At 70.6% G+C, this 19,132-nt stretch carries 21 protein-coding genes; 11 read left to right on the top strand and 10 right to left on the bottom strand.

Annotation, left to right across the window (positions count from 1 at the left end):
* Positions 1 to 129 precede the first annotated feature (129 nt).
* Complete coding sequence (locus VT52_RS16050; RefSeq protein ID WP_046418724.1) at positions 130 to 1,209, top strand: metallophosphoesterase; 1,080 nt, start codon at positions 130 to 132, stop codon at positions 1,207 to 1,209.
* Between the two features lie 181 nt (positions 1,210 to 1,390).
* Positions 1,391 to 2,098, top strand: a complete 708-nt coding sequence (locus tag VT52_RS16055) for a hypothetical protein (protein WP_079175071.1) — start codon at positions 1,391 to 1,393, stop codon at positions 2,096 to 2,098.
* A gap of 81 nt (positions 2,099 to 2,179) precedes the next feature.
* On the opposite strand, the gene thiC is transcribed toward VT52_RS16055, so the two are convergent.
* Entirely contained in the window at positions 2,180 to 3,964 is a 1,785-nt protein-coding gene (gene thiC / locus VT52_RS16060; RefSeq protein WP_046418726.1) for a phosphomethylpyrimidine synthase ThiC, read from the bottom strand.
* Positions 3,965 to 4,206: 242 nt separating this feature from the next.
* On the opposite strand from thiC, the gene VT52_RS16065 reads away from it, so the two are divergent.
* The gene (locus VT52_RS16065) at positions 4,207 to 5,652 is read left to right on the top strand and encodes a YibE/F family protein (RefSeq protein ID WP_206306524.1); all 1,446 of its coding nucleotides are present in this window, start codon (positions 4,207 to 4,209) and stop codon (positions 5,650 to 5,652) included.
* 162 nt (positions 5,653 to 5,814) lie between these two features.
* Here VT52_RS16065 and VT52_RS16070 read toward each other — a convergent pair whose 3' ends face one another.
* The 4 genes from VT52_RS16070 to VT52_RS16085 form a co-directional block, all read right to left on the bottom strand.
* Positions 5,815 to 6,252 (bottom strand): SsgA family sporulation/cell division regulator, encoded by a 438-nt coding sequence (locus VT52_RS16070; RefSeq protein WP_046418728.1) that lies wholly within the window; start codon positions 6,250 to 6,252, stop codon positions 5,815 to 5,817.
* A 98-nt stretch (positions 6,253 to 6,350) separates the two neighbouring features.
* Positions 6,351 to 7,121, bottom strand: a complete 771-nt coding sequence (locus tag VT52_RS16075; protein WP_240509772.1) for an IclR family transcriptional regulator — start codon at positions 7,119 to 7,121, stop codon at positions 6,351 to 6,353.
* Positions 7,122 to 7,411: 290 nt separating this feature from the next.
* Positions 7,412 to 7,624, bottom strand: a complete 213-nt coding sequence (locus tag VT52_RS16080) for a DUF5326 family protein (RefSeq protein ID WP_046418730.1) — start codon at positions 7,622 to 7,624, stop codon at positions 7,412 to 7,414.
* Positions 7,625 to 7,776: 152 nt separating this feature from the next.
* Positions 7,777 to 8,094 carry a cupin domain-containing protein gene (locus VT52_RS16085; RefSeq protein ID WP_046418738.1) on the bottom strand — a complete coding sequence of 106 codons (318 nt, stop codon included), beginning with the start codon at positions 8,092 to 8,094 and terminating at the stop codon, positions 7,777 to 7,779.
* Between the two features lie 59 nt (positions 8,095 to 8,153).
* On the opposite strand from VT52_RS16085, the gene VT52_RS16090 reads away from it, so the two are divergent.
* The 5 genes from VT52_RS16090 (at position 8,154) to VT52_RS16110 (ending at position 11,929) form a co-directional block, all read left to right on the top strand.
* On the top strand, positions 8,154 to 8,531 hold the full coding sequence (locus tag VT52_RS16090; RefSeq protein WP_046418739.1) for a phage holin family protein: 378 nt from the start codon (positions 8,154 to 8,156) through the stop codon (positions 8,529 to 8,531).
* 7 nt (positions 8,532 to 8,538) lie between these two features.
* Complete coding sequence (locus VT52_RS16095) at positions 8,539 to 9,060, top strand: low molecular weight protein-tyrosine-phosphatase (protein WP_046418741.1); 522 nt, start codon at positions 8,539 to 8,541, stop codon at positions 9,058 to 9,060.
* Positions 9,057 to 10,205: a cystathionine gamma-lyase gene (locus VT52_RS16100; RefSeq protein WP_046418742.1), complete on the top strand. Its 1,149-nt coding sequence runs from the start codon at positions 9,057 to 9,059 to the stop codon at positions 10,203 to 10,205. The genes VT52_RS16095 and VT52_RS16100 overlap by 4 nt, the downstream gene beginning before the upstream one ends.
* A gap of 286 nt (positions 10,206 to 10,491) precedes the next feature.
* Positions 10,492 to 10,974 carry an NUDIX domain-containing protein gene (locus VT52_RS16105; protein WP_046418747.1) on the top strand — a complete coding sequence of 161 codons (483 nt, stop codon included), beginning with the start codon at positions 10,492 to 10,494 and terminating at the stop codon, positions 10,972 to 10,974.
* Positions 10,975 to 11,062: 88 nt separating this feature from the next.
* Positions 11,063 to 11,929: a GNAT family N-acetyltransferase gene (locus VT52_RS16110; protein WP_046418749.1), complete on the top strand. Its 867-nt coding sequence runs from the start codon at positions 11,063 to 11,065 to the stop codon at positions 11,927 to 11,929.
* Between the two features lie 67 nt (positions 11,930 to 11,996).
* On the opposite strand, the gene VT52_RS16115 is transcribed toward VT52_RS16110, so the two are convergent.
* Positions 11,997 to 12,416, bottom strand: a complete 420-nt coding sequence (locus VT52_RS16115) for a GlcG/HbpS family heme-binding protein (protein WP_046418752.1) — start codon at positions 12,414 to 12,416, stop codon at positions 11,997 to 11,999.
* 117 nt (positions 12,417 to 12,533) lie between these two features.
* Entirely contained in the window at positions 12,534 to 13,742 is a 1,209-nt protein-coding gene (locus VT52_RS16120) for an MFS transporter (RefSeq protein ID WP_046418755.1), read from the bottom strand.
* A 144-nt stretch (positions 13,743 to 13,886) separates the two neighbouring features.
* Here VT52_RS16120 and VT52_RS16125 point away from each other — a divergent pair, with 144 nt between their 5' ends.
* The gene (locus VT52_RS16125; protein WP_046418757.1) at positions 13,887 to 14,345 is read left to right on the top strand and encodes a MarR family winged helix-turn-helix transcriptional regulator; all 459 of its coding nucleotides are present in this window, start codon (positions 13,887 to 13,889) and stop codon (positions 14,343 to 14,345) included.
* A gap of 9 nt (positions 14,346 to 14,354) precedes the next feature.
* Positions 14,355 to 14,807, top strand: a complete 453-nt coding sequence (locus VT52_RS16130) for a GNAT family N-acetyltransferase (RefSeq protein ID WP_046418759.1) — start codon at positions 14,355 to 14,357, stop codon at positions 14,805 to 14,807.
* A 93-nt stretch (positions 14,808 to 14,900) separates the two neighbouring features.
* Here the strand turns inward: VT52_RS16130 and VT52_RS16135 are convergent, their stop codons facing one another.
* The 3 genes from VT52_RS16135 to VT52_RS16145 form a co-directional block, all read right to left on the bottom strand.
* Complete coding sequence (locus tag VT52_RS16135) at positions 14,901 to 16,286, bottom strand: serine hydrolase domain-containing protein (protein ID WP_046418762.1); 1,386 nt, start codon at positions 16,284 to 16,286, stop codon at positions 14,901 to 14,903.
* A gap of 280 nt (positions 16,287 to 16,566) precedes the next feature.
* Positions 16,567 to 17,790, bottom strand: coding sequence for an FAD-dependent oxidoreductase (locus VT52_RS16140; RefSeq protein ID WP_046418764.1), 1,224 nt, complete (start codon positions 17,788 to 17,790; stop codon positions 16,567 to 16,569).
* A complete protein-coding gene (locus tag VT52_RS16145; RefSeq protein WP_046418765.1) occupies positions 17,787 to 18,248 on the bottom strand; it encodes a hypothetical protein in 462 nt (153 codons plus the stop codon). The genes VT52_RS16140 and VT52_RS16145 overlap by 4 nt, the downstream gene beginning before the upstream one ends.
* A 99-nt stretch (positions 18,249 to 18,347) precedes the next feature.
* On the opposite strand from VT52_RS16145, the gene VT52_RS16150 reads away from it, so the two are divergent.
* A complete protein-coding gene (locus VT52_RS16150) occupies positions 18,348 to 18,962 on the top strand; it encodes a PadR family transcriptional regulator (RefSeq protein WP_240509773.1) in 615 nt (204 codons plus the stop codon).
* Positions 18,963 to 19,132 lie beyond the last annotated feature (170 nt).

A 19,132-nucleotide genomic window follows, 5' to 3' on the forward strand; every position in this document is an offset into this window, starting at 1 on the left:
TCCGATTCACCACCCCTGGGTCATCACATGGCGCGACGCGCATTCCTATGATGGGCCCACGACACCGCGGACCGCTGCGACCAGGCAGTCCGATGCGGTGCAGATGCGGCGCGATGGTGGAGGGGTCTGATGACTCAGGGGGCCGGTCAGGGACCCGAGACGGAGCGGACGGCGACGCTGCGCGACTTCCGGGTGCCCGCGTACGTCCACGAGTCCGGTCCGTACGTCCCCCACACCCAGCAGGACGAGGTCGCGCCGCCCGCCGAGGAGTCGTACCCCGAGGCGTACACGCCCACCCAGCGCGACCTTCCGGTGATCAACCGCGGCGACACGCTCCAGGTCCCCGTCGACCCGGCGCCCGCCGCCCCGGCCCCGCAGACCGCGGCGGGGCCCGGCCCGCTCTTCGTCGTCGGTGACGTGCACGGCTATCTCGACGAACTGATGACCGCGCTGCGGGAGCAGGGGCTGGTCGACGAGGCGGGCCAGTGGTGCGCCGGCACCACCCGGCTGTGGTTCCTCGGGGACTTCACCGACCGCGGTCCGGACGGCATCGGCGTCATCGACCTGGTGATGCGGCTGTCCGCCGAGGCCGCCGCGGCCGGCGGCTACTGCAAGGCCCTCATGGGCAACCACGAACTGCTGCTGCTCGGCGCCAAGCGGTTCGGCGACACGCCCGTCAACTCCGGTGCGGGTACCGCCACGTTCCAGGCGGCCTGGCTGCTCAACGGCGGCCAGAAGACCGACATGGACCGCCTTCAGGACCACCATCTCCAGTGGATGGCACGCCTCGACGCGCTCGAAGAGGTCGACGGCTATCTGCTGGTGCACTCCGACACCACCGCCTACCTCGACTACGGCGACTCCATCGAGGCCGTCAACGACACCGTCCGCGAGCGACTCACCCGTAACGACGCGGACGAGTGCTGGGACCTGTTCCGCAAGTTCACCAAGCGCTTCTCCTTCCGTGACGAGGGCGGCGCCGACGCCGTGCGCTCCCTGCTGGACACCTACGGCGGCACCCGGATCGTGCACGGCCACAGCCCCATCCCCTACCTGCTGGGCGAGGTGGGCTCCGAGGACGGCGAGGAGAGCAGCGATCCGGTGGTCGAGGGACCGCATGTCTACGCCGACGGGCTCGCCATCGCCATGGACGGCGGAGTGACCATGGCCGGAAAGCTGCTGGTGAGGCAACTCCCGCTGGAACGCTGACCTTCCCCGGGCGGGCCCCGCCGCAGCGGAGTACGCGCAGGCCGGGACGCAATTTCCGGCAATCCCCTGTCACCACGCGCCGTCACGGCTCTACCATCGGCTTATCCGTAGCAGGCTCCCCTCCGTCTCTGCCCGACGGCTCGCCGCTGCGCGAGCCCCAAGCCCTACGGAGCATCGGGGGATGCACATGAACAGCCTTCCGCAGCACCTGCGGAATGAGGACCGCCGGGAGTTCGAGCGGATCCTCGACGAGGTTCTGCGCTCCGCGCCGCACCGACCGGAACTGGCCGCCGTGGGACAGCGGCTCAGCCCCGCGCAACTGCGCACCATGGCCCTCGCCGCGTCCGCGCTCATCGCGGCGGCCGCGGCCGCCGAGTACCAGCGCTACGTACGGATCCGCGACGAACTGCGCCACCCGGAGCAAGCCCTGGGCGCGACCGACGCCGCCTCTGCCGAGCCGGACCCGGCCACGACGGATCTCGCCGCCGCGCACGGCGCGGGCGCGGTCGCGGTCGTCGCCGTCCTGGCGCCGCTGCTGTCCGCGACCGCGGCGGTGATATTCCTGCTCATCGGCTACATCCTGAGAACCCTGGACCCCGGACAGTCCATCGCCCGCACCATGCTCACCGCCGGCTGGGTGTTCGGCGCGTTGACCGTGGCCGCGCTTCTCGTCGCCGCCGCCGGACTGCTCCTCACCGCCCTGCGCAACGGCTCCTCCCCCGAATCCCGGGCCCGCGACGCCGCCACCGAGGAAGTCGCCAGAGCCAGAACCGCCTGGGAGACCGCGCTCCTGGAACGCGGCATCCTCCCCTTCCTCCAGGAAGCCCTCGCCGAACACCCCGACTACACCGGCTCGGAACACGCCGACCCGGAACACCAGCCGGACTGACCCCGCCGGGCGGGGGTCCGCGGCCCGACGCGACGCCGCTCCGGAGCCGGTGTCCCGGCCGGAGCGGCGCCGACGTCCTCGTCAGTCCGCGATCGGCAGGTACACCCGGTTACCGGCTTCCGCGAACTCCTTCGACTTCTGGGCCATGCCTTCCTCGATCTCGGCCCGGTTGCCGCCGTGCTCGCGGCGGATGTCCTGGGAGATCTTCATGCTGCAGAACTTCGGGCCGCACATGGAGCAGAAGTGGGCCGTCTTGGCGGGCTCGGCCGGGAGGGTCTCGTCGTGGAAGTCGCGGGCCGTGTCCGGGTCGAGGGCCAGATTGAACTGGTCCTCCCAGCGGAACTCGAAACGCGCGTCCGAGAGGGCGTCGTCCCAGTCCTGCGCGCCCGGGTGCCCCTTGGCGAGGTCGGCCGCGTGGGCGGCGATCTTGTAGGTGATGACGCCGGTCTTGACGTCGTCCCGGTTGGGCAGGCCGAGGTGTTCCTTCGGCGTGACGTAGCAGAGCATCGCCGTGCCCCACCAGGCGATCATCGCGGCGCCGATGCCGGAGGTGATGTGGTCGTACGCCGGCGCGATGTCCGTGGTCAGCGGGCCGAGCGTGTAGAACGGCGCCTCGTCGCAGATCTCCTGCTGGAGGTCGATGTTCTCCTTGATCTTGTGCATCGGGACATGCCCGGGGCCCTCGATCATCGTCTGCACGTTCAGCCGCCGGGCGATCCGGCCGAGTTCCCCGAGCGTGCGCAGCTCCGCGAACTGTGCCTCGTCATTGGCGTCCGCGATGGACCCGGGCCGCAGTCCGTCGCCCAGCGAGTACGTGACGTCGTAGGCGGCGAGGATCTCGCACAGCTCCTCGAAGTTCTCGTACAGGAACGAGTCCTTGTGGTGCGCCAGGCACCACGCGGCCATGATGGAGCCGCCCCGCGAGACGATGCCGGTCTTGCGGTTGGCCGTGAGCGGCACGAACGGCAGCCGTACGCCCGCGTGGACGGTCATGTAGTCCACGCCCTGCTCGGCCTGCTCGATGACGGTGTCCTTGTAGATCTCCCAGGTCAGTTCCTCCGCCCTGCCGTCGACCTTCTCCAGTGCCTGGTACAGCGGCACCGTGCCGATCGGGACGGGGGAGTTGCGCAGCACCCACTCGCGGGTGGTGTGGATGTTGCGGCCGGTGGAGAGGTCCATGACCGTGTCGGCGCCCCAGCGGGTCGCCCAGGTCATCTTCTCCACCTCCTCCTCGATGGACGACGTCACCGCGGAGTTGCCGATGTTGGCGTTCACCTTCACCAGGAACCGCTTGCCGATGATCATCGGCTCGATCTCCGGGTGGTTGACGTTGACCGGCAGCACCGCCCTGCCGGCCGCGATCTCCTCGCGCACCACTTCGGGGGAGACGTTCTCCCGAAGGGCCACGAACTCCATCTCGGGCGTGATCTCGCCCCGGCGCGCGTACGCGAGCTGCGTCACGGCCTGCCCGCCGCGGCCCCGGCGTGGCTGGCGCGGGCGGCCCGGGAAGACCGCGTCCAGGTTCCGCAGCCCGCCACGCGGCGCGGTGTGCTTGATCCCGTCGTCCTCGGGACGGACGGGACGGCCCGCGTACTCCTCGGTGTCGCCGCGGGCGATGATCCAGTTCTCCCGCAGCGGCGCCAGTCCCCGGCGGACATCGGTGTCGACGAGCTGATCGGTGTACGGGCCCGAGGTGTCGTACAGCGTGACCGACTGCCCGTTGGTGAGGTGCACCTGACGGACCGGCACGCGCAGGTCGGGGCGCGAGCCCTCGACGTACGCCTTGTGCCAGCCGATGGACTTCCCGGCCTCCGAGGACATGTCGTCCTGGACGGAGGCAGGCGTGCGTGCGTCCTTGTTGGTCATGAGACCTACTCCCTACGCCGGCATTACCCGGTAACAGGTTCGGCGGTCGACGCAGCGGCTTCCGTCGTGCGAGGTCTCCCGGGGAACATCGCATGTTCCACGTGAAACATCACTTCTACGGAGGTCAGCGCCCTCTCAGCCCGGTGCTCCGAGCTCCCGCGTGTGCAAAGGTGTCTCCACGCTAGCGTCATCCGTGAGGCGATGAACAGTGGGCCCTCCCTGGTTCTTGCGATGATCTGGCGATGACCCGGATGGACCAGCACCCGTACCAGCCGCCGGGGCCGCGTCGGCACGACGGCTCGGAGCCTCCGATCCAGGCCCACCGTCCCGACCACGGTCGCTCTGAGGCCCCGGCCCACGACCACGGCCACGGCACGCGCCACGGCTCCGGCCACGGGCACGGGCACGGGCACAGCCATGGCCCCGCCGCGCCCGTCTCCCGGCATCTGCGGAAGGTGATCGCGGCGATCCTCGTCCCGTTCACCGCGGCGGTCGTGGCCGGTCTGGTGGTGCTCTGGCCCGGTGGCGCCCCCTCGCACAAACACAGCGGCGTCGGTTTCGACCGGCAGACCCAACAAGCCACCGTGACCCGGGTGGCCGAGGTGAGCTGCGCCTCGGTGAGCGCCGGCGGCGGGGCACCGAGCACGGATGCCTCTGGCGGCGCCCCGACGGGTCAGCGGTCCGGCACCTGCAAGAAGGCGACCGTCCGGGTCGACACCGGCAAGGACGAGGGCCGTACGTTCACCGAGATCGTGCAGCCCGACCAGCCCCGGCAGCTGCACCAGGGCGAGCAGGTCATCGCCGCCTACGAGCCGACCGCTCCGAAGGACCTCCAGTACTCGGTCGCCGATGTGAACCGCAAGTTCCCCATGGCGCTGCTCGCGGGCATCTTCGCGCTCGCCGTCGTGGTGGTGGGCCGGCTCCGCGGGGTCATGGCCCTCGTGGCGCTGGCGGTGAGCTTCCTGGTGCTGAACCAGTTCATCCTGCCCGCGATCCTCCAGGGCTCCGATCCTCTGCTGGTGGCGGTGATCGGGTCGAGCGCCATCATGCTGATCGCCCTGTACATGTGTCACGGTCTGTCGGCCCGCACCTCGGTGGCGGTGCTCGGCACGCTGATCTCGCTGACCCTGATCGGTCTGCTCGGCTCCGTGTTCATCGGCTGGGCCGCCCTGACCGGCAACACCGACGACAGCACCGGTCTGATCCACGGCCTGTACCCGAAGATCGACATGAGCGGTCTGCTGCTGGCCGGTGTCATCATCGGCTCGCTCGGCGTCCTGGACGATGTGACGGTCACCCAGACGTCCGCTGTGTGGGAGCTGCACGAGGCCAACCCCACGATGGGCCCGCGCGGGCTGTACCGGGCGGCCATCCGGATCGGCCGCGACCACATCGCGTCCGTCGTCAACACCCTCGTGCTCGCCTACGCCGGTGCCGCGCTGCCGCTGCTGCTGCTGTTCTCCATCGCGCAGAGCAGTGTGGGGACGGTGGCCAACAGCGAGCTGGTGGCCGAGGAGATCGTGCGCACCCTGGTGGGCTCCATCGGGCTGGTCGCCTCGGTACCGGTCACCACCGCGCTCGCCGCCCTGGTGGTGGCGGCCGACCGGAGCGCCCCGGGCGGGCAGACCCCTGCCGGTGCCCAGTCCCTGCCGGCCCGCGGCGGCCGGGGGCGGCGCCGGAAGCGGTGAGGCGGGGCGGGCCGTCCGGCAGAGGACCGGGCACCGCCCGCCATCCCGCGCGGAAGCCCGCGTGGTGGGCTGCGTGGAAGCCCGTGCGGGACCTCCTGAAGAAGCGTTACTGCACAGTCCCGTAGCACTGGGCGGAGCGTCCGCGCCCCGTCCCGCGGCGTCTCAGCCCGCGCTCTGCTCCTCGGCGAGAATCCGGTCCAGCGCCTGGTCCAGATGCGCGTCGAAGTCGGCGAGCGCGCCCTCCTGTCCGAGCGGCACCAGCTTGTCCGTGCGGTCGAGGAAGGCCACGAGCGGCGCCGCCGACGAGCGGAACAGGGCCTGGTCACAGCCGACCTGAAGCCTGATCAGCACCTCGCCCAGAACCTCGGCCTCGACGGGGGAGATCCGCACATCGCCTTCCCCGCACGGCCGGCCGACGCCGTCGATCAGCAGTTCCCGACCGAAGACCCAGGTCACCGGGGCATCTCCGGGCAGATGGAAGGTGAGCCGCACGGCGTAGGGATCGCCGGTCTCGTAGCGCAACTCCACCGGAATGCGGAACGAGAGCTCCTCCGAGACGAGAAAGCTCATCATGACCTCTGCCTGTACGGACTCGCGCATCGCCTACCCCGTCATATGACATCGACTGGCCGGGTTTGATCCCTCTGACCGTGGTAAATCTTGCTGAAAGTGCACAGCGGATCACAAGGAGTAAGTTTTCAGATACTGATAGAGAGGGCCAGAGATCCCAGATGCCGTCCGATCTCCGCCTGCAGGCGCTGCGCCGCGGGCAGCAGCCGGTCGGCCTGATGGGCCGGGAGCGAGATGGCCACGGTGGCCGCGGTCGTGCCGACCGTGATGGGGACCGCCGCGCAGACCGTGCCGAGCGCGTACTCCTGGCGCTCCGTCACCGGCTCCATGCGCCGCACCCGGGCCAGCCGCCTCAGCAGGGCGTCGCCGTCCCGCACGGTGTAGGGCGTGAGGGGCTGCACGGGATAGCGGGCGAGGTACTCGCGCCGGGCGTCCTCGTCCAGCTGGGAGAGCAGGCACTGCCCGATGGCGTGCGCGTGCCCGGTCTCCCGGAAGTCGGCCCACTCCTCGGCCGCGGGGGACTCACGGGAGTCGGCGACGCAGAGAACCTCGACTTCGCCGTCCCGGTACATGGCGTAGTACGTCGGGGCGCCGATGGAATCGCGCCATTGCGCGAGGGCGTCCGCGACTCTGCCGCGACGTTTCTCCTGTGCTCCGCTGCTGCTCAGCCGCTCGGCCGCGTCACCGAGGAAGAAGAGCCCCTTGTCCCGGCGCAGGTAGCCCTCGTGCACCAGGGTGCGCAGCAGGTGGTAGGTGGTGGGCAGCGCCAGGCCGGTCGCGCGGGCGAGTTGCTTGGCGGGAGCGCCGTACGGATGGGCCGCGACGGTCTCCAGCAGTCGCATGGCGCGCTGCACGGAGCCGATGAGGGTCGCGGGGGCCGGCTGCGGTGGGACGGCCATCCCGGACGGCCGCCGGGGCGGTGGGGTGCGGGGGCGGGGCTGGGCGGGGAGTGCGGGGGGTTTTGCCGGTGCGGTGTCGACCGTGGCCAAGGGTTACTCCGGGAGCGCGAGGGGGCAGCCCGTGCGTGGGCGGGGAGCACGGATGGGTTTCTGCGCCACCCACGGGGCCGCACCCCGTGGGGAGTTCCGGACTCTAACCGCCCGGCACCGCGTGCGGCCCGGCTCACGGGGAAACTTCCCTCCCCCGAGGGAACCGGCACCCCCTTACCGGTCACCGGCTCCCGTGTGCCTCACCAGTCGCCGTGCGAGGAGGAGTTGGACATGAACTTGCGCACGATGTAGATCAGGCCGCCGACCAGGGCGACGAAGACCAGCGCCTTGAACAGCAGACCGATCACGAAGCCGACGACGCTCGCTATCAGGCCGCCGAACACGACCAGGGCGATGACCGGCACCGCGACCCACTTCACCCACCACGGCAGTCCCGCGAAGATCCCTCGCATGGCCCTCGTCCTTCTCGTCTCGTGCGTACGTGTACGTCGCGTACGGTCCCGATGTCCTGCACTCGATGCTAGAGCCGCGGCAGGGTCCCGCGGGGGCCTCGCAGCCCTTGTCCTCCCCTGAGCCGTCCCCTAGGGAACCCGGAGACGGACCCTCACGCCTCGGGTGGAGAGAAGACGACGAGGACCCTCAGGTCCTCGCTGACGTGGTGGAACTTGTGGGCGACACCGGCGGGCACGTACACCACGCTGCCCCGCGCCACCTCGGTCGTCTCCAGGCCGACGGTGATCGACGCCCGGCCGCTGACGACGAAGTACACCTCGTCCTGCTTGTGCGGCTGCTGCGGATCGGGCGCGCCCGCGTCCAGGGCGTAGAGGCCGACCGACATGTTCCGCTCCCGCAGGAACTGAAGGTAGGCACCCTCGTTGGCGGCCCGCTCCGCCTCCAGATCGTCCAGCCGGAATGCCTTCATCCGCTTTTCCGTCCTCGTCTCGCTGCTCGCTTCCGATCGGGTCTGCCACGATCGGACACATGAAGAACTTCGTAGTCAAGACGATCGTGAACGCGGGTGCCCTCGCGGTGGCCGTCTGGCTCCTCGACAAGATCACCCTGACCGGTGCCGGCACCGCCGAGAAGGCCGGCACGCTGATCGTCGTAGCGCTGATCTTCGGCCTGGTGAACTCGCTGGTCAAGCCGATCCTGAAGGTGCTCACCTTTCCGCTGTTCATCCTGACCCTGGGTCTGATCACCCTGATCGTCAACGCGCTGATGCTGCTGCTGACGTCCTGGGTGTGCGGCAAGCTCCAGCTGAGCTTCCACGTGGACGGGTTCTGGACGGCCGTGCTCGGCGGTCTGATCATCTCGGTCGTCTCCTGGGCCCTGAACATGATCCTGCCGGACGAGGACTGAGGACCGCATGACCTACCGCGTCTGCTTCGTGTGCACCGGCAACATCTGCCGTTCCCCGATGGCCGAGTACGTCTTCCGCGCGCGGGTGGCGGAGGCCGGACTGGCGGAACGGGTGGAGATCGACAGCGCCGGCACCGGCGGCTGGCACGAGGGCGAGGCCGCCGACCCGCGCACCGTCGCCGTCCTCCGGGACGGCGGCTACGACTGCGACCACGTCGCTCGCCGTTTCCAGCCGTCCTGGTTCGCCCGGCGCGACCTCGTGATCGCCCTCGACGCCGGTCACCTGAGGGATCTGCGCCGCCTGGCGCCCACCGAGGACGACGCGCGCAAGGTCCGCCTGCTGCGTGCGTACGCCCGCCGGTCGCCCGGCGCCCTCGCGCCGGACGAGCCCCCTGTTGACGATCTGGACGTGCCGGACCCGTACTACGGCGGCCCGGACGGCTTCGAGGAATGCCTTGAGATGGTGGAGGAGGCGAGCGCCGGACTGCTCGCCGCCGTACGGGAACACCTGGAGGGACGGGCCGCATGAGCGACGCAAGCGCGGACGAGGGGCCCGTGGGCGACGGCACGCGTGTGGTCCGGGCCGGGCTGCCCGAGCCGGTCAAGCACGAGCCGACGCTGCCGGGCCCCGTCTTCGCCGCGCACTTCCATCTGCCGGGTGAGGTGGCGGGGCCGTACTCGTACGGCCGTGACGACAATCCGACCTGGACCCTGCTGGAGAACGCCATCGGCGAGCTGGAGGCTCCCGGACGGCCGGACGTCGAGACGCTGGTGTTCGCCTCCGGCATGGCCGCGATCTCCGCCGTGCTGTTCTCCCAGCTGCGCGCCGGGGACGCGGTGGTGCTGCCGTCCGACGGTTACCAGGCGCTGCCGCTGGTCCGCGCCCAGCTGGAGGCGTACGGAGTCGAGGTGCGCACCGCCTCCACCGGCGGGGACGCCCAGCTGGAGGTCCTGGAGGGGGCCCGGCTGCTGTGGATCGAGTCCCCGTCCAACCCCGGACTCGATGTGTGCGACATCCGCCGTCTGACGGTCGCGGCGCACGCCCAGGGCACCCTGGTGGCCGTCGACAACACCCTCGCCACCCCGCTCGGCCAGCGCCCGCTGGCCCTGGGCGCCGACTTCGCCGTGGCCAGCGGCACCAAACAGCTCACCGGGCACGGCGACGTCCTGCTCGGGTACGTGGCCGGCCGGGACGCCGAGACGATGACGGTCGTACGCCGCTGGCGCAAGATCGTCGGGGCGGTCCCGGGGCCGATGGAGGCATGGCTCGCGCACCGCTCCATCGCCACGCTCCAACTGCGCGCCGACCGCCAGAACGCCACCGCGCTCGCCGTCGCCGAAGCCCTGCGGCAGCGGCCGGAGGTCTCCGGTCTGCGCTATCCGGGGCTGCCGGACGACCCTGCGCACAAGATCGCCTCGCGGCAGATGCGCCGTTACGGCTGCGTCGTGTCGTTCACCCTGCCCACGCGCGCGTGGGCCGAGCGTTTCCTCGCCTCCCTGCGCCTGGTGGAGGACGCAACGAGCTTCGGCGGGGTGCGCTCCACGGCCGAGCGCCGCGGCCGCTGGGGCGGGGACGCGGTCCCGGACGGCTTCGTCCGGATGTCCGTCGGCGCCGAGGACCCCGAGGACCTGGTGGCGGACATCCTGCGCGCTCTGGACGAGTCCGCGGGATAACCCGGCAACCCTCGGCCGACGCATCCCGAGAGGTACGTGTACGGCCCGATTTCGCACGACGGTCCGAGCCCCCCTCGTGGCTCGGACCGTCTCCGGTTCCCCCTGCGAAGAACCGCGCCGCCCCCGGTCCGTACCGGTACGCTCGCCCTGCGATCCGTGACCCATGCCCATGAAGGACTGCTGCGGGCGGCCGCGAGGTCGGCTGACGGGCCCGGGTGACATCCCCCGGTCAACCGGCTCCGCTTTGCGATGTTTCACGTGGAACAAGCTGGGCCACATTTCTCCCATGACCGTCCGACCCGTGGTCAAGCGCACCGCCCGTGCCGTTCTGCTGGACGGCGACGACCTGATCCTGATCAAGCGCACCAAGCCCGGTGTAGATCCCTACTGGGTGACCCCCGGAGGCGGGGTCGATCCGGAGGACCCGACCGTCGTGGACGCCCTGCACCGGGAGGTGTACGAGGAACTGGGTGCCAAGATCAGCGATGTGGTGCCGTGTTTCGTGGACACCGTGGAGCACATCGGTGAGGACGGCGGCGCGACCGGTGTGAAAGTGCAGCACTTCTTCGTCTGCCGACTGGCATCCATGGACCCGTCCCTGCGCCATGGACCGGAGGTGGAGGAGCCGGTCGGCGAGTACGAGATCGTCCGCATCCCGTTCACCCGTGTCGGCATCGCGTCCGTCCATCTCGTCCCGCTGTCGCTGCGGCACTATCTGGACGGCAACATCGAGGGCGTACGCGCCATGCACGCCCCGGATCTGGGATAGCGGGCACGTCCGGCCGGGTGGCCGACGGAGCGATGTTTCACGTGAAACGGGTGGACGCCGGGGGTCTGCTTCGGACAGCCTGACGTGCGTGCCAACTCCTTCCCTCGACGCACTGCCCATCCGCCGTCTGACGCTGCGCGATCTCACCGCCTGCGCCGATCTGTCCGAGGACCGGGGGTGGCCACGCGAGGAACACAAGTGGGGCTTCCTCCTCACCGCCGGCCGGGGCTTCGGCATCGACGACCCTCAGGGCGGGCTCGTCGCCGCGTGCGTCATCACCGAGTACGGCTCCTGGGGACAGCCTGAACTCGGCGCCGTCGGCATGGTCCTGGTCGCCGAACGCCATGCCCGCCGGGGTGTCGGCCGCCGCCTGATGCGGCATGTGGTGTCCGCCGTGGACGGCACCCCGCTGACCCTGTACGCCACGGAGAACGGCCGTCCCCTGTACGAGGAGCTGGGCTTCAAGGTGACGGGCCGGGCGGAAATGCTCAGAGGCCGCTTCACTCCCGGCGGCCCGGAGCACGGGGTCATGACTCGGGCCGCCACCGCGGCGGATCTCCACCGGATCCTGCGCGTGGACGAGGAGGTGTTCGGCGCCGACCGGACGCCGCTCATCGCGCGGCTGCCGGCCTTCGCGGATCAGCTGCGGGTGGCCGAGGAGAACGGCCAAATCACCGGGTACGCGGCCGCGTGGCCCAACATGGACACCCATGTCGTCGGCCCGCTGATCGCCTGCGACACGGAGACCGCCCAGGCGCTGACCGCCTCGCTGGCGGCCGGCACCGACCGTCCGCTACGCACCGACATCGACGTACGCCACGAGGAGTTCCTGGCCTGGGCCAAGGCTCGGGGGCTGGCCTCGGTGGCGCACAACTCCGTGATGACCTACGGCATCACAGAGCTCCCGGGCGACTGGACGCGCCGGTTCGCACCGCTGACGGTGGCAGCCGGCTGAGGCGTCGTACGGCATCGCCGGGCCCCGTCGCTCGAAGCGGCGGGGCCCGGCCGCAGGCCGGGAGTGATCAGGCGAGGGCCAGTACGGCCGCGGTGGCGAAGCCGTGGTCCTGTTCCGGGGCCCCGCCGCCGACGCCGACGGCGCCGATCAGCCGGCCGTCGCGGTGGACGGGGACGCCGCCCGCGATGAACAGCAGCGGCCGGTCCAGCGCCGTGGGCAGCGTGTGGAAGAGGCCGCCCGGCTGGACCGCGTCGACCAGATCGGCGGTGGGGGCGTTCAACTGGAGCGCCGTGTAGGCCTTGCGAGTGCTGGTCTCGCCGGAGATCAGCACCGCCCGGTCGTCCCGGCGGAAGGCGAGCAGATGGCCTCCGGCGTCCAGGACGGTGACGCTGACGGTGACCCCCGCCTCCTCGGCTGCCCGGCGGGCCGTGGCGACGAGCAGTTCGGCGTCCGCGGTGGTGAGCGGGGCGACGGCGGTGGTGCTCATGGAAGGTTCTCCTCGGGTGGTGCGGTGGGGGATCTTGCGGTGTGGAGACCGCACTCGGTGCGGTGCGGGTGACCGTGGGCCGCGGGTCCGGTTCGGGTGACCGCGGACCCCGGTGGCTCAGTGGTGGACGGTGGTGGACAGGTCAGCCGGCACGGCGGCGGCCACGGTGGCGCTGTGCGGGGTCTCACGGCGCTCCAGGACGGCCGAGAAGGCGGCGAGGACCAGAGCGGCCGAGGCGAGCGCGGCACCGACCCAGTTGGGGGCCGTGTAGCCGAGGCCGGCCGAGATCACCAGACCGCCGAGCCATGCGGAGAGGGCGTTGCCCAGGTTGAAGGCCCCGATGTTCACGGCCGAGGCGAGTGTCGGTGCGCCGTGGGCGTGGTCGAGGACCCGCTTCTGCAGCGGCGGTACGGTGGCGAAGCCGAGGGCGCCGATCAGGGCGATGGTCACGGCGGCCGCGATCTTGTCGTGAGCGGTCAGCGTGAAGAGGGCGAGGACGACGGCGAGGGCGCCGAGCGAGATGTAGAGCATCGGCATCAGGGCGCGGTCGGCGAACCTGCCACCGACGAGGTTGCCGCCGACCATGCCGAGGCCGAACAGGACCAGCAGCCAGGTGACCGAGCCGTCGTCGAAGCCGGCGACGTGGGTCATCATCGGCGCGATGTAGGTGACGGCCGCGAAGACGCCGCCGAAGCCGAGGACGGTCATCGCCATGGCGAGCAGGACCTGGGCGTTCTTGAAGGCGGCCAGCTCGTGGCGCAGGTGCACGCCCTCGGGCCTGGGCAGCTCGGGCACCAGCTTGGCGATGCCGGCGAGACCGATGACGCCGAGCGCGGCGACGACCGCGAAGGTGACGCGCCAGCCGATGTGCTGGCCGATCAGCGTGCCCAGCGGGACGCCGACGACATTGGCGACCGTCAGGCCGGTGAACATCATGGCGATGGCGCCGGCCTTCTTCTGGGGCGCGACCAGCTCGGCCGCGACGACCGAACCGATGCCGAAGAAGGCGCCGTGCGCGAGCGAGGCGATCACCCGTCCGATCACCATGATCGCGAAGGTGGGGGCGAGGGCGGACAACAGGTTTCCTGCGATGAAGAGGCCCATGAGCAGCATCAGCATCCGCTTGCGCGGGATCTTGGTGCCGAGCGCGGTCATCAGCGGAGCGCCGATGACCACGCCGAGGGCGTAGCCGGTCACGAGCAGGCCGGCCGTGGGAATGGAGACGTCGAAGTCGCCCGCGACTTCGGGCAGCAAGCCCATGATCACGAACTCGGTGGTGCCGATGCCGAAGGCCCCGATCGCGAGGGCCAGAAGCGCGAGAGGCATGTGGGGGTACACCTTCCCAGAAGATTGCATGAGCACTTTATGCGCTCTAACAATACTTGCAGACGCGCCTTAAGTGCAAGAGCTGGCTATTGCGGACGGTGGTCTACCCTGGGAGCAACCGCTCCGAGACGGAGGAGAACGCCCATGACAGCGACGGACCCAGCGCTCACCGCCCTCGCCCAGGGCTGGTGCGCCCTCTCTGCGCTGCACGGAAGGATCGAGGCGCACATCGAGCGCGCCCTCCAGGCCGGGCACGACCTCAGCGTGCGCGAATACTCACTGCTCGATGTGCTGAGCCGGCAGCACGACGGCGAGGGCGGGCATCTTCAGATGAAGCAGGTCGCCGAGGCGGTCGTACTCAGCCAGAGCGCAACCACACGCCTGGTGACCCGTCTGGAGGACCGCGGCCTGCTGGAGCGTTACCTGTGCCCCACCGACCGTCGCGGCATCTACACCAACGTCACCGAGGCGGGCCTGCGACTCCTCGAAGAGGCGCGCCCCACCAATGACGGCGCCCTGCGCGAGGCTCTGGACGGGGCTTCCGAGAACCCCGAACTGGCGCCGCTGGTACGGGCGGTGGAGTCACTGAACGTCCCCGCATAGGGTGCGGACATGGGAGATCTTGAGATACGGGCCGCGGCCGACGACGACCTTCCGGCGATCGTCGCGATGCTCGCCGACGATCCACTGGGCGCTCAACGAGAGTCTCCCGACGACCTGGCCCCGTACCGGACGGCGCTGGAGCGGCTGGCGGCGGACCCGAACCAGCACCTCGTCGTCGCCGTTCGCGACGGCCGGGTGATCGGCACCCTCCAGCTCACGATCATCCCCGGGCTGTCCCACCGGGGCGCCACCCGTGCACTGATCGAGGCGGTTCGCATCCAGGCCGACGAGCGGGGCAGCGGGCTGGGCACCGAGCTGATCCAGTGGGCCGTCGGCACGGCCCGACGACTCGACTGCGTGATGGTGCAGCTGACGTCCGACAAGAAGCGTCCGGACGCCCACCGCTTCTACGAGCGACTCGGATTCACCGCGTCGCACGAGGGCTTCAAGCTGCGCCTCTGACCGTCCTCGCTCCGACGGCGAGGAGCAGAGCACGGCAAGGGGGCGTCGGCTGTTTCACGTGAAACAGCCGACGCCCCCCATCTTTTGCTCGGCCTAGTCGATGCCCCGCCAGCCCTGCGGGTCCACGCCGCCCGGCACCGGCGCCTCGGGGTCGTACGGCTGCCGGGTGAACACGAACGAGCCGAGGTCGAGGTGGCTCAGGGACCCGTCCGGCCGCCGTACGGGCCGCAGCAGTTCGCCGGCGTAGTAGTCCTCCAGGCCCGTCCAGGTGCCGTCGCCGTTCTGCCGGAAGCGGGACCCGCGGCCTCCGCCGGTCAGCGGGCCGAGCGAGATATGGCCGTCGGCCGTCACCCGCAGGCCGAAGGCACCGGTCCCCCAGTACCACTGCCCGGCCAGTTCCAGCACCTCCGGGTCCACCTCGCGCAGCGGACGCCAGGGCTCGGGGATGCGGGGCTCCGCCTCGGCGACGATCCGTACGAGGTCATCGCCCACCGCGCCCAGGGACGGTCCGCTGGTGCAGTTGGTGAGCACCACCGCGGCCACGTCGTCCTCCAGGCTGATGGTGAGGTTCGCAAGGAAGCCGGGCAGGGAGCCGGAGTGACCGAACAGCAGGCGCCCGTCACGGGCGTGGAGCTGCAGGCCGAATCCGTAGGTGACCCCGTTCACCACATCGGCGGCCTCGGCGGGCGCTGCCGGGGTCCGCATCTCGCGCACCGACTCCGCGCCGAGCACCCGCTCATCCCCACGGGCCAGGAACACCGCGAACTTCGCCAGGTCCCCCGTGGTCGACCACAGCTGCCCGGCGGAGGCCATCCGGCCGAGGTCCTCGGCCGGCTCCGGCAGCAGGGCGTCGGCCCACGGGTGCACCGCCCAGCCTCTCGCGTACGAGGCCTCCGGCTGGGGGGTGGTGCGGTGCAGGCCGAGCGGTTCGAGGATCTCTCGGCGCAGCACCTCCTCCCAGGGGGCGCCGCGCAGTTCCTCCACCAACGCGCCGAGCAGCGTGTAGCCGGGGTTGGAGTAGTGGTGGAGGCGGCCCACAGGGTGCAGCAGGGGCTGTTCGCCGAGGACATCGCCGAGTTCGGGCCGCAGGGAGCCCGGCGTCCGCTCCCACCAGGGTCCCGGTGACTCGGCCGCCACCCCGGAGGTGTGCGCGAGCAGTTCGGCGATCGTGGCCTCGCCCACGCCGGTGCCCGGCAGATGCTTGTCCAGCGGATCGTTGAGGTCGAGCACCCCCTCGTCGCGGAGCCGCATCACCAGGACGGCCGTGAAGGTCTTGGTGATCGAGCCGATCCGGTACTGCACGTTCTCGTCCGGCGCGTGTCCGTCCACCGAGCTGCGCGCCCCGTGCCACACGGTCTGCCCGTCCCGCACCACGGCGGCGACCAACGACGGCGCCCGCCCCTCGCTCTGCGCGACGGCGATCCTGTGCGACAGCGCGCGCCGCGTCCCGGGGAGCAGCGCATCCTGTGAAGTCGTCATTATCCCAGTCCACCTGCTGGAACGCCGTGCGTCGAATCCATTTCCGACGCACGGTCCGCGTACGGGAGGGCAGCCGGGAGAAGTGGGCGACCGGTTACCCGGCGTCGCGCGCCCTGGAGAAAACCCCCCGATAACTGGGGTGTTGGCCGTAATGCGCCGACTGTGCCGGAAACGGGAGAGTCGGAGCATGAACATCTTCCGGTCCGGCGAAAGCCTCGTCAGCACTCGGCCCTCTCCCCGGCGGTCACGGACACCGCGGACCCCACGGACGTCACGACCGTCACGGAGCGCCGTACCCGGTGGGCGGGGATACCTTCGCGTCCCAGTCGATGTGGTGGCCGAACTGCCAGGCCGACTTCTCAGGGTCGATCAACTTCATGCCCACCGGCATCAACAGGTCGCGCAGCACCCGGCCGACCGGGCCCGGAGTCTTGTTGCTGTTCGTGCGGGCACCAAACTTGATGACGCGTTCGACGCGGGGCCGGCGGAGTCGTTCGTACGCCGCGAAGGCCTGGTCGTACGGCAGGTCACGGAGGCAGCGCGCCAGTTCGACGGCGCTTTCGACGGCGATGGAGGCACCCTGCCCGGAGCTGGACGAGGGGGCGTGAGCCGCATCGCCGATCAGGGCCAGGCGGCCGCGGGTCCAGGTCGGGACGCTGGGCATGTTCTCCATCGGGCCGGTGATCAGGAAGCGGCCGGGGTCAGTGGCACTGATCATCTCCAGAGCCGGGATGCTGTCGCCGGCGAAAGCGGTGCGCAGGGTGCGCAGCCACTGCCTCGCGTCGATCGCCCGAGCCTCGGCGGCCGTCATCGGATCGGGGTGCGGCAGGTTCACGAACCACACCGCCGAGGAGTCGTCGAAGACCTGGTAGCCGAAGAAGGCGCGCTTGCCGAAGCACATGTGCATGACGCCTTCGGTGGAGGGCAGACCGCACTCGTCCAACCGCGCGCCGAAGCAGACCAGGCCGGCGTAGTTCGGCCGGGGTGCGGCCGGGTCGATGAGGGGGCGGACCGTGGACCGGATGCCGTCGGCGCCGATCAGGATGTCGGCGCTCGCCCGCGTACCGTCGGCGAACTGGGCGGTGACGCCGGAGTCGGTCTCCGTCACGCCGGTCAGCCGCTTGCCGTGGTGGACGGGCACGGAGCGGCGTTCCGCCTCGTCGTGGATTCCCCGGTAGAGGTCGGCGCGCCAGACGAATCGCTGAGCTGCAAGACGCGGGGGCGGGGCGAACCGCGCGAGCCGCCGGCCCGTCCCGCTTCGCAGCACCATGGCGGTGACCGGGGTGCCGATGGCACGGACGAGGTCACCCATGCCGATGGCGTCCAGGGCGTCCTGGCCGTTGGGGGCGATGGTCATACCGCCGCCGACGCCGTCCGCCGTGGAGTCGTACGCCTCGTGGACGGTGGCCTCGACGCCGGCCCTGCGCAGGGCCATCGCGGCCACCGGGCCCGCGATCCCACCTCCGATGACGAGCGCGGTGCGGGCTTTGCCGGTACTGGTCATGACCGGTGCCCCCGCATCGGGTCGTCGACCGTCGGTACGCCGCCGGTCCGGTGGGCACGGCAGACATCCCGGACGTACGCGCGGGAGAACATCGCCGACAGCAGCGCGACGCCACCGCGGTGGACGCGGATCTCGCTGTTCATCGCGGAGCCGGACAGATGGACCATGCGGCAGGCCGCCTTGTCGCCGTGGCGCGGGGACGCGACGTTCTTGATCCGGCCGCGGGCGGTCCAGCTCAGGTTCCAGTGGTCGATGGCCGTCTCGTCGTCGACGAGCAGCTTGATCATGGCCCGGTCCATGTCGAGGTGGATCTCGATGTCGTCGGGAAGGCCGGCTGAGCGGAGGTCGAGGACCGCCAGGCCCTGGCGGGCCTTGACCTCGAAGCGGCCGGCCGCGGTCCAGTCGCCGAGGTGCTTGACGATGCCGTGATCGGAATGGATGCGCTCGGTGAGGGACATCTCGGAGTCTCTCTCTTGGTGGTGTTGCGCTGACGAACTCATAGTTGCGCTGAAACTAGTCTCACGTCAACTAGTTCTTCTGGAGCTAAAATCGGATCCGTGATCCCAACTGCCCCCCGCAGCTCCCCGCTCGCCCTGACCGTCCTGGCGTTGCTGCACTACAAACCGCTGCACCCCTACGGCGTCCAGCGCCTGATCAAGGACTGGGGCAAGGACCAGGTCGTCAACGTCAGCCAGCGGGCGAGCCTCTACCGCACGATCGAGCGGCTGCACGGCGCCGGACTGATCGCCGTCCGCGAGACCGGACGCGATCAGCAGTACCCGGAGCGGACGGTGTACGAGATCACCGACGCGGGACGCCGCACGGCCCGCGCCTGGCTGGACGAGATGCTGTCCGTGCCCAGGCAGGAGTTCCCGGAGTTCCCGGCCGCCCTGTCGAACCTGCTGCTGCTCACGCCGGAGGAGATGGCTGACGTACTGGACCGGCGGGTCGACGCGCTCGCGGAAAAGCTCGACGGGCTGGAATCCGCCTTGGCGGAGGGGAAGGAACGCGGACTGCCCCGTGTCACCCTCCTGGAGACCGAGTACCTGAGGGCCGTGACGGCCGCGGAGCTGGAGTGGGTGCGCGCCGTGGCCGAAGACCTTCGTACCGGTGGGTTCTCATGGTCGAAGGAGCAGTTGGACGCCCTCGCGGGGAGCCCGGTCGAGCAGTGAGCCCGCCCCGGTGCGACCGAGGCGGGCGGGCCGGGCGCGAACAGCCGACCCCCGAGCGCGCCGAGCCGACCCGCCGCGCCCTCGGCTGGGCCCGGGTCGCGTCGCTTCCCGGTCGAGCGCCTCGCGGACCTGGACCGCGGTCTCAGAGGAATCGATGGTGCGAGTGATGC

Origin of the sequence: Streptomyces malaysiense (genome assembly GCF_000980885.2) — a bacterium.
GTDB classification, from domain to species: domain Bacteria; phylum Actinomycetota; class Actinomycetes; order Streptomycetales; family Streptomycetaceae; genus Streptomyces; species Streptomyces malaysiense.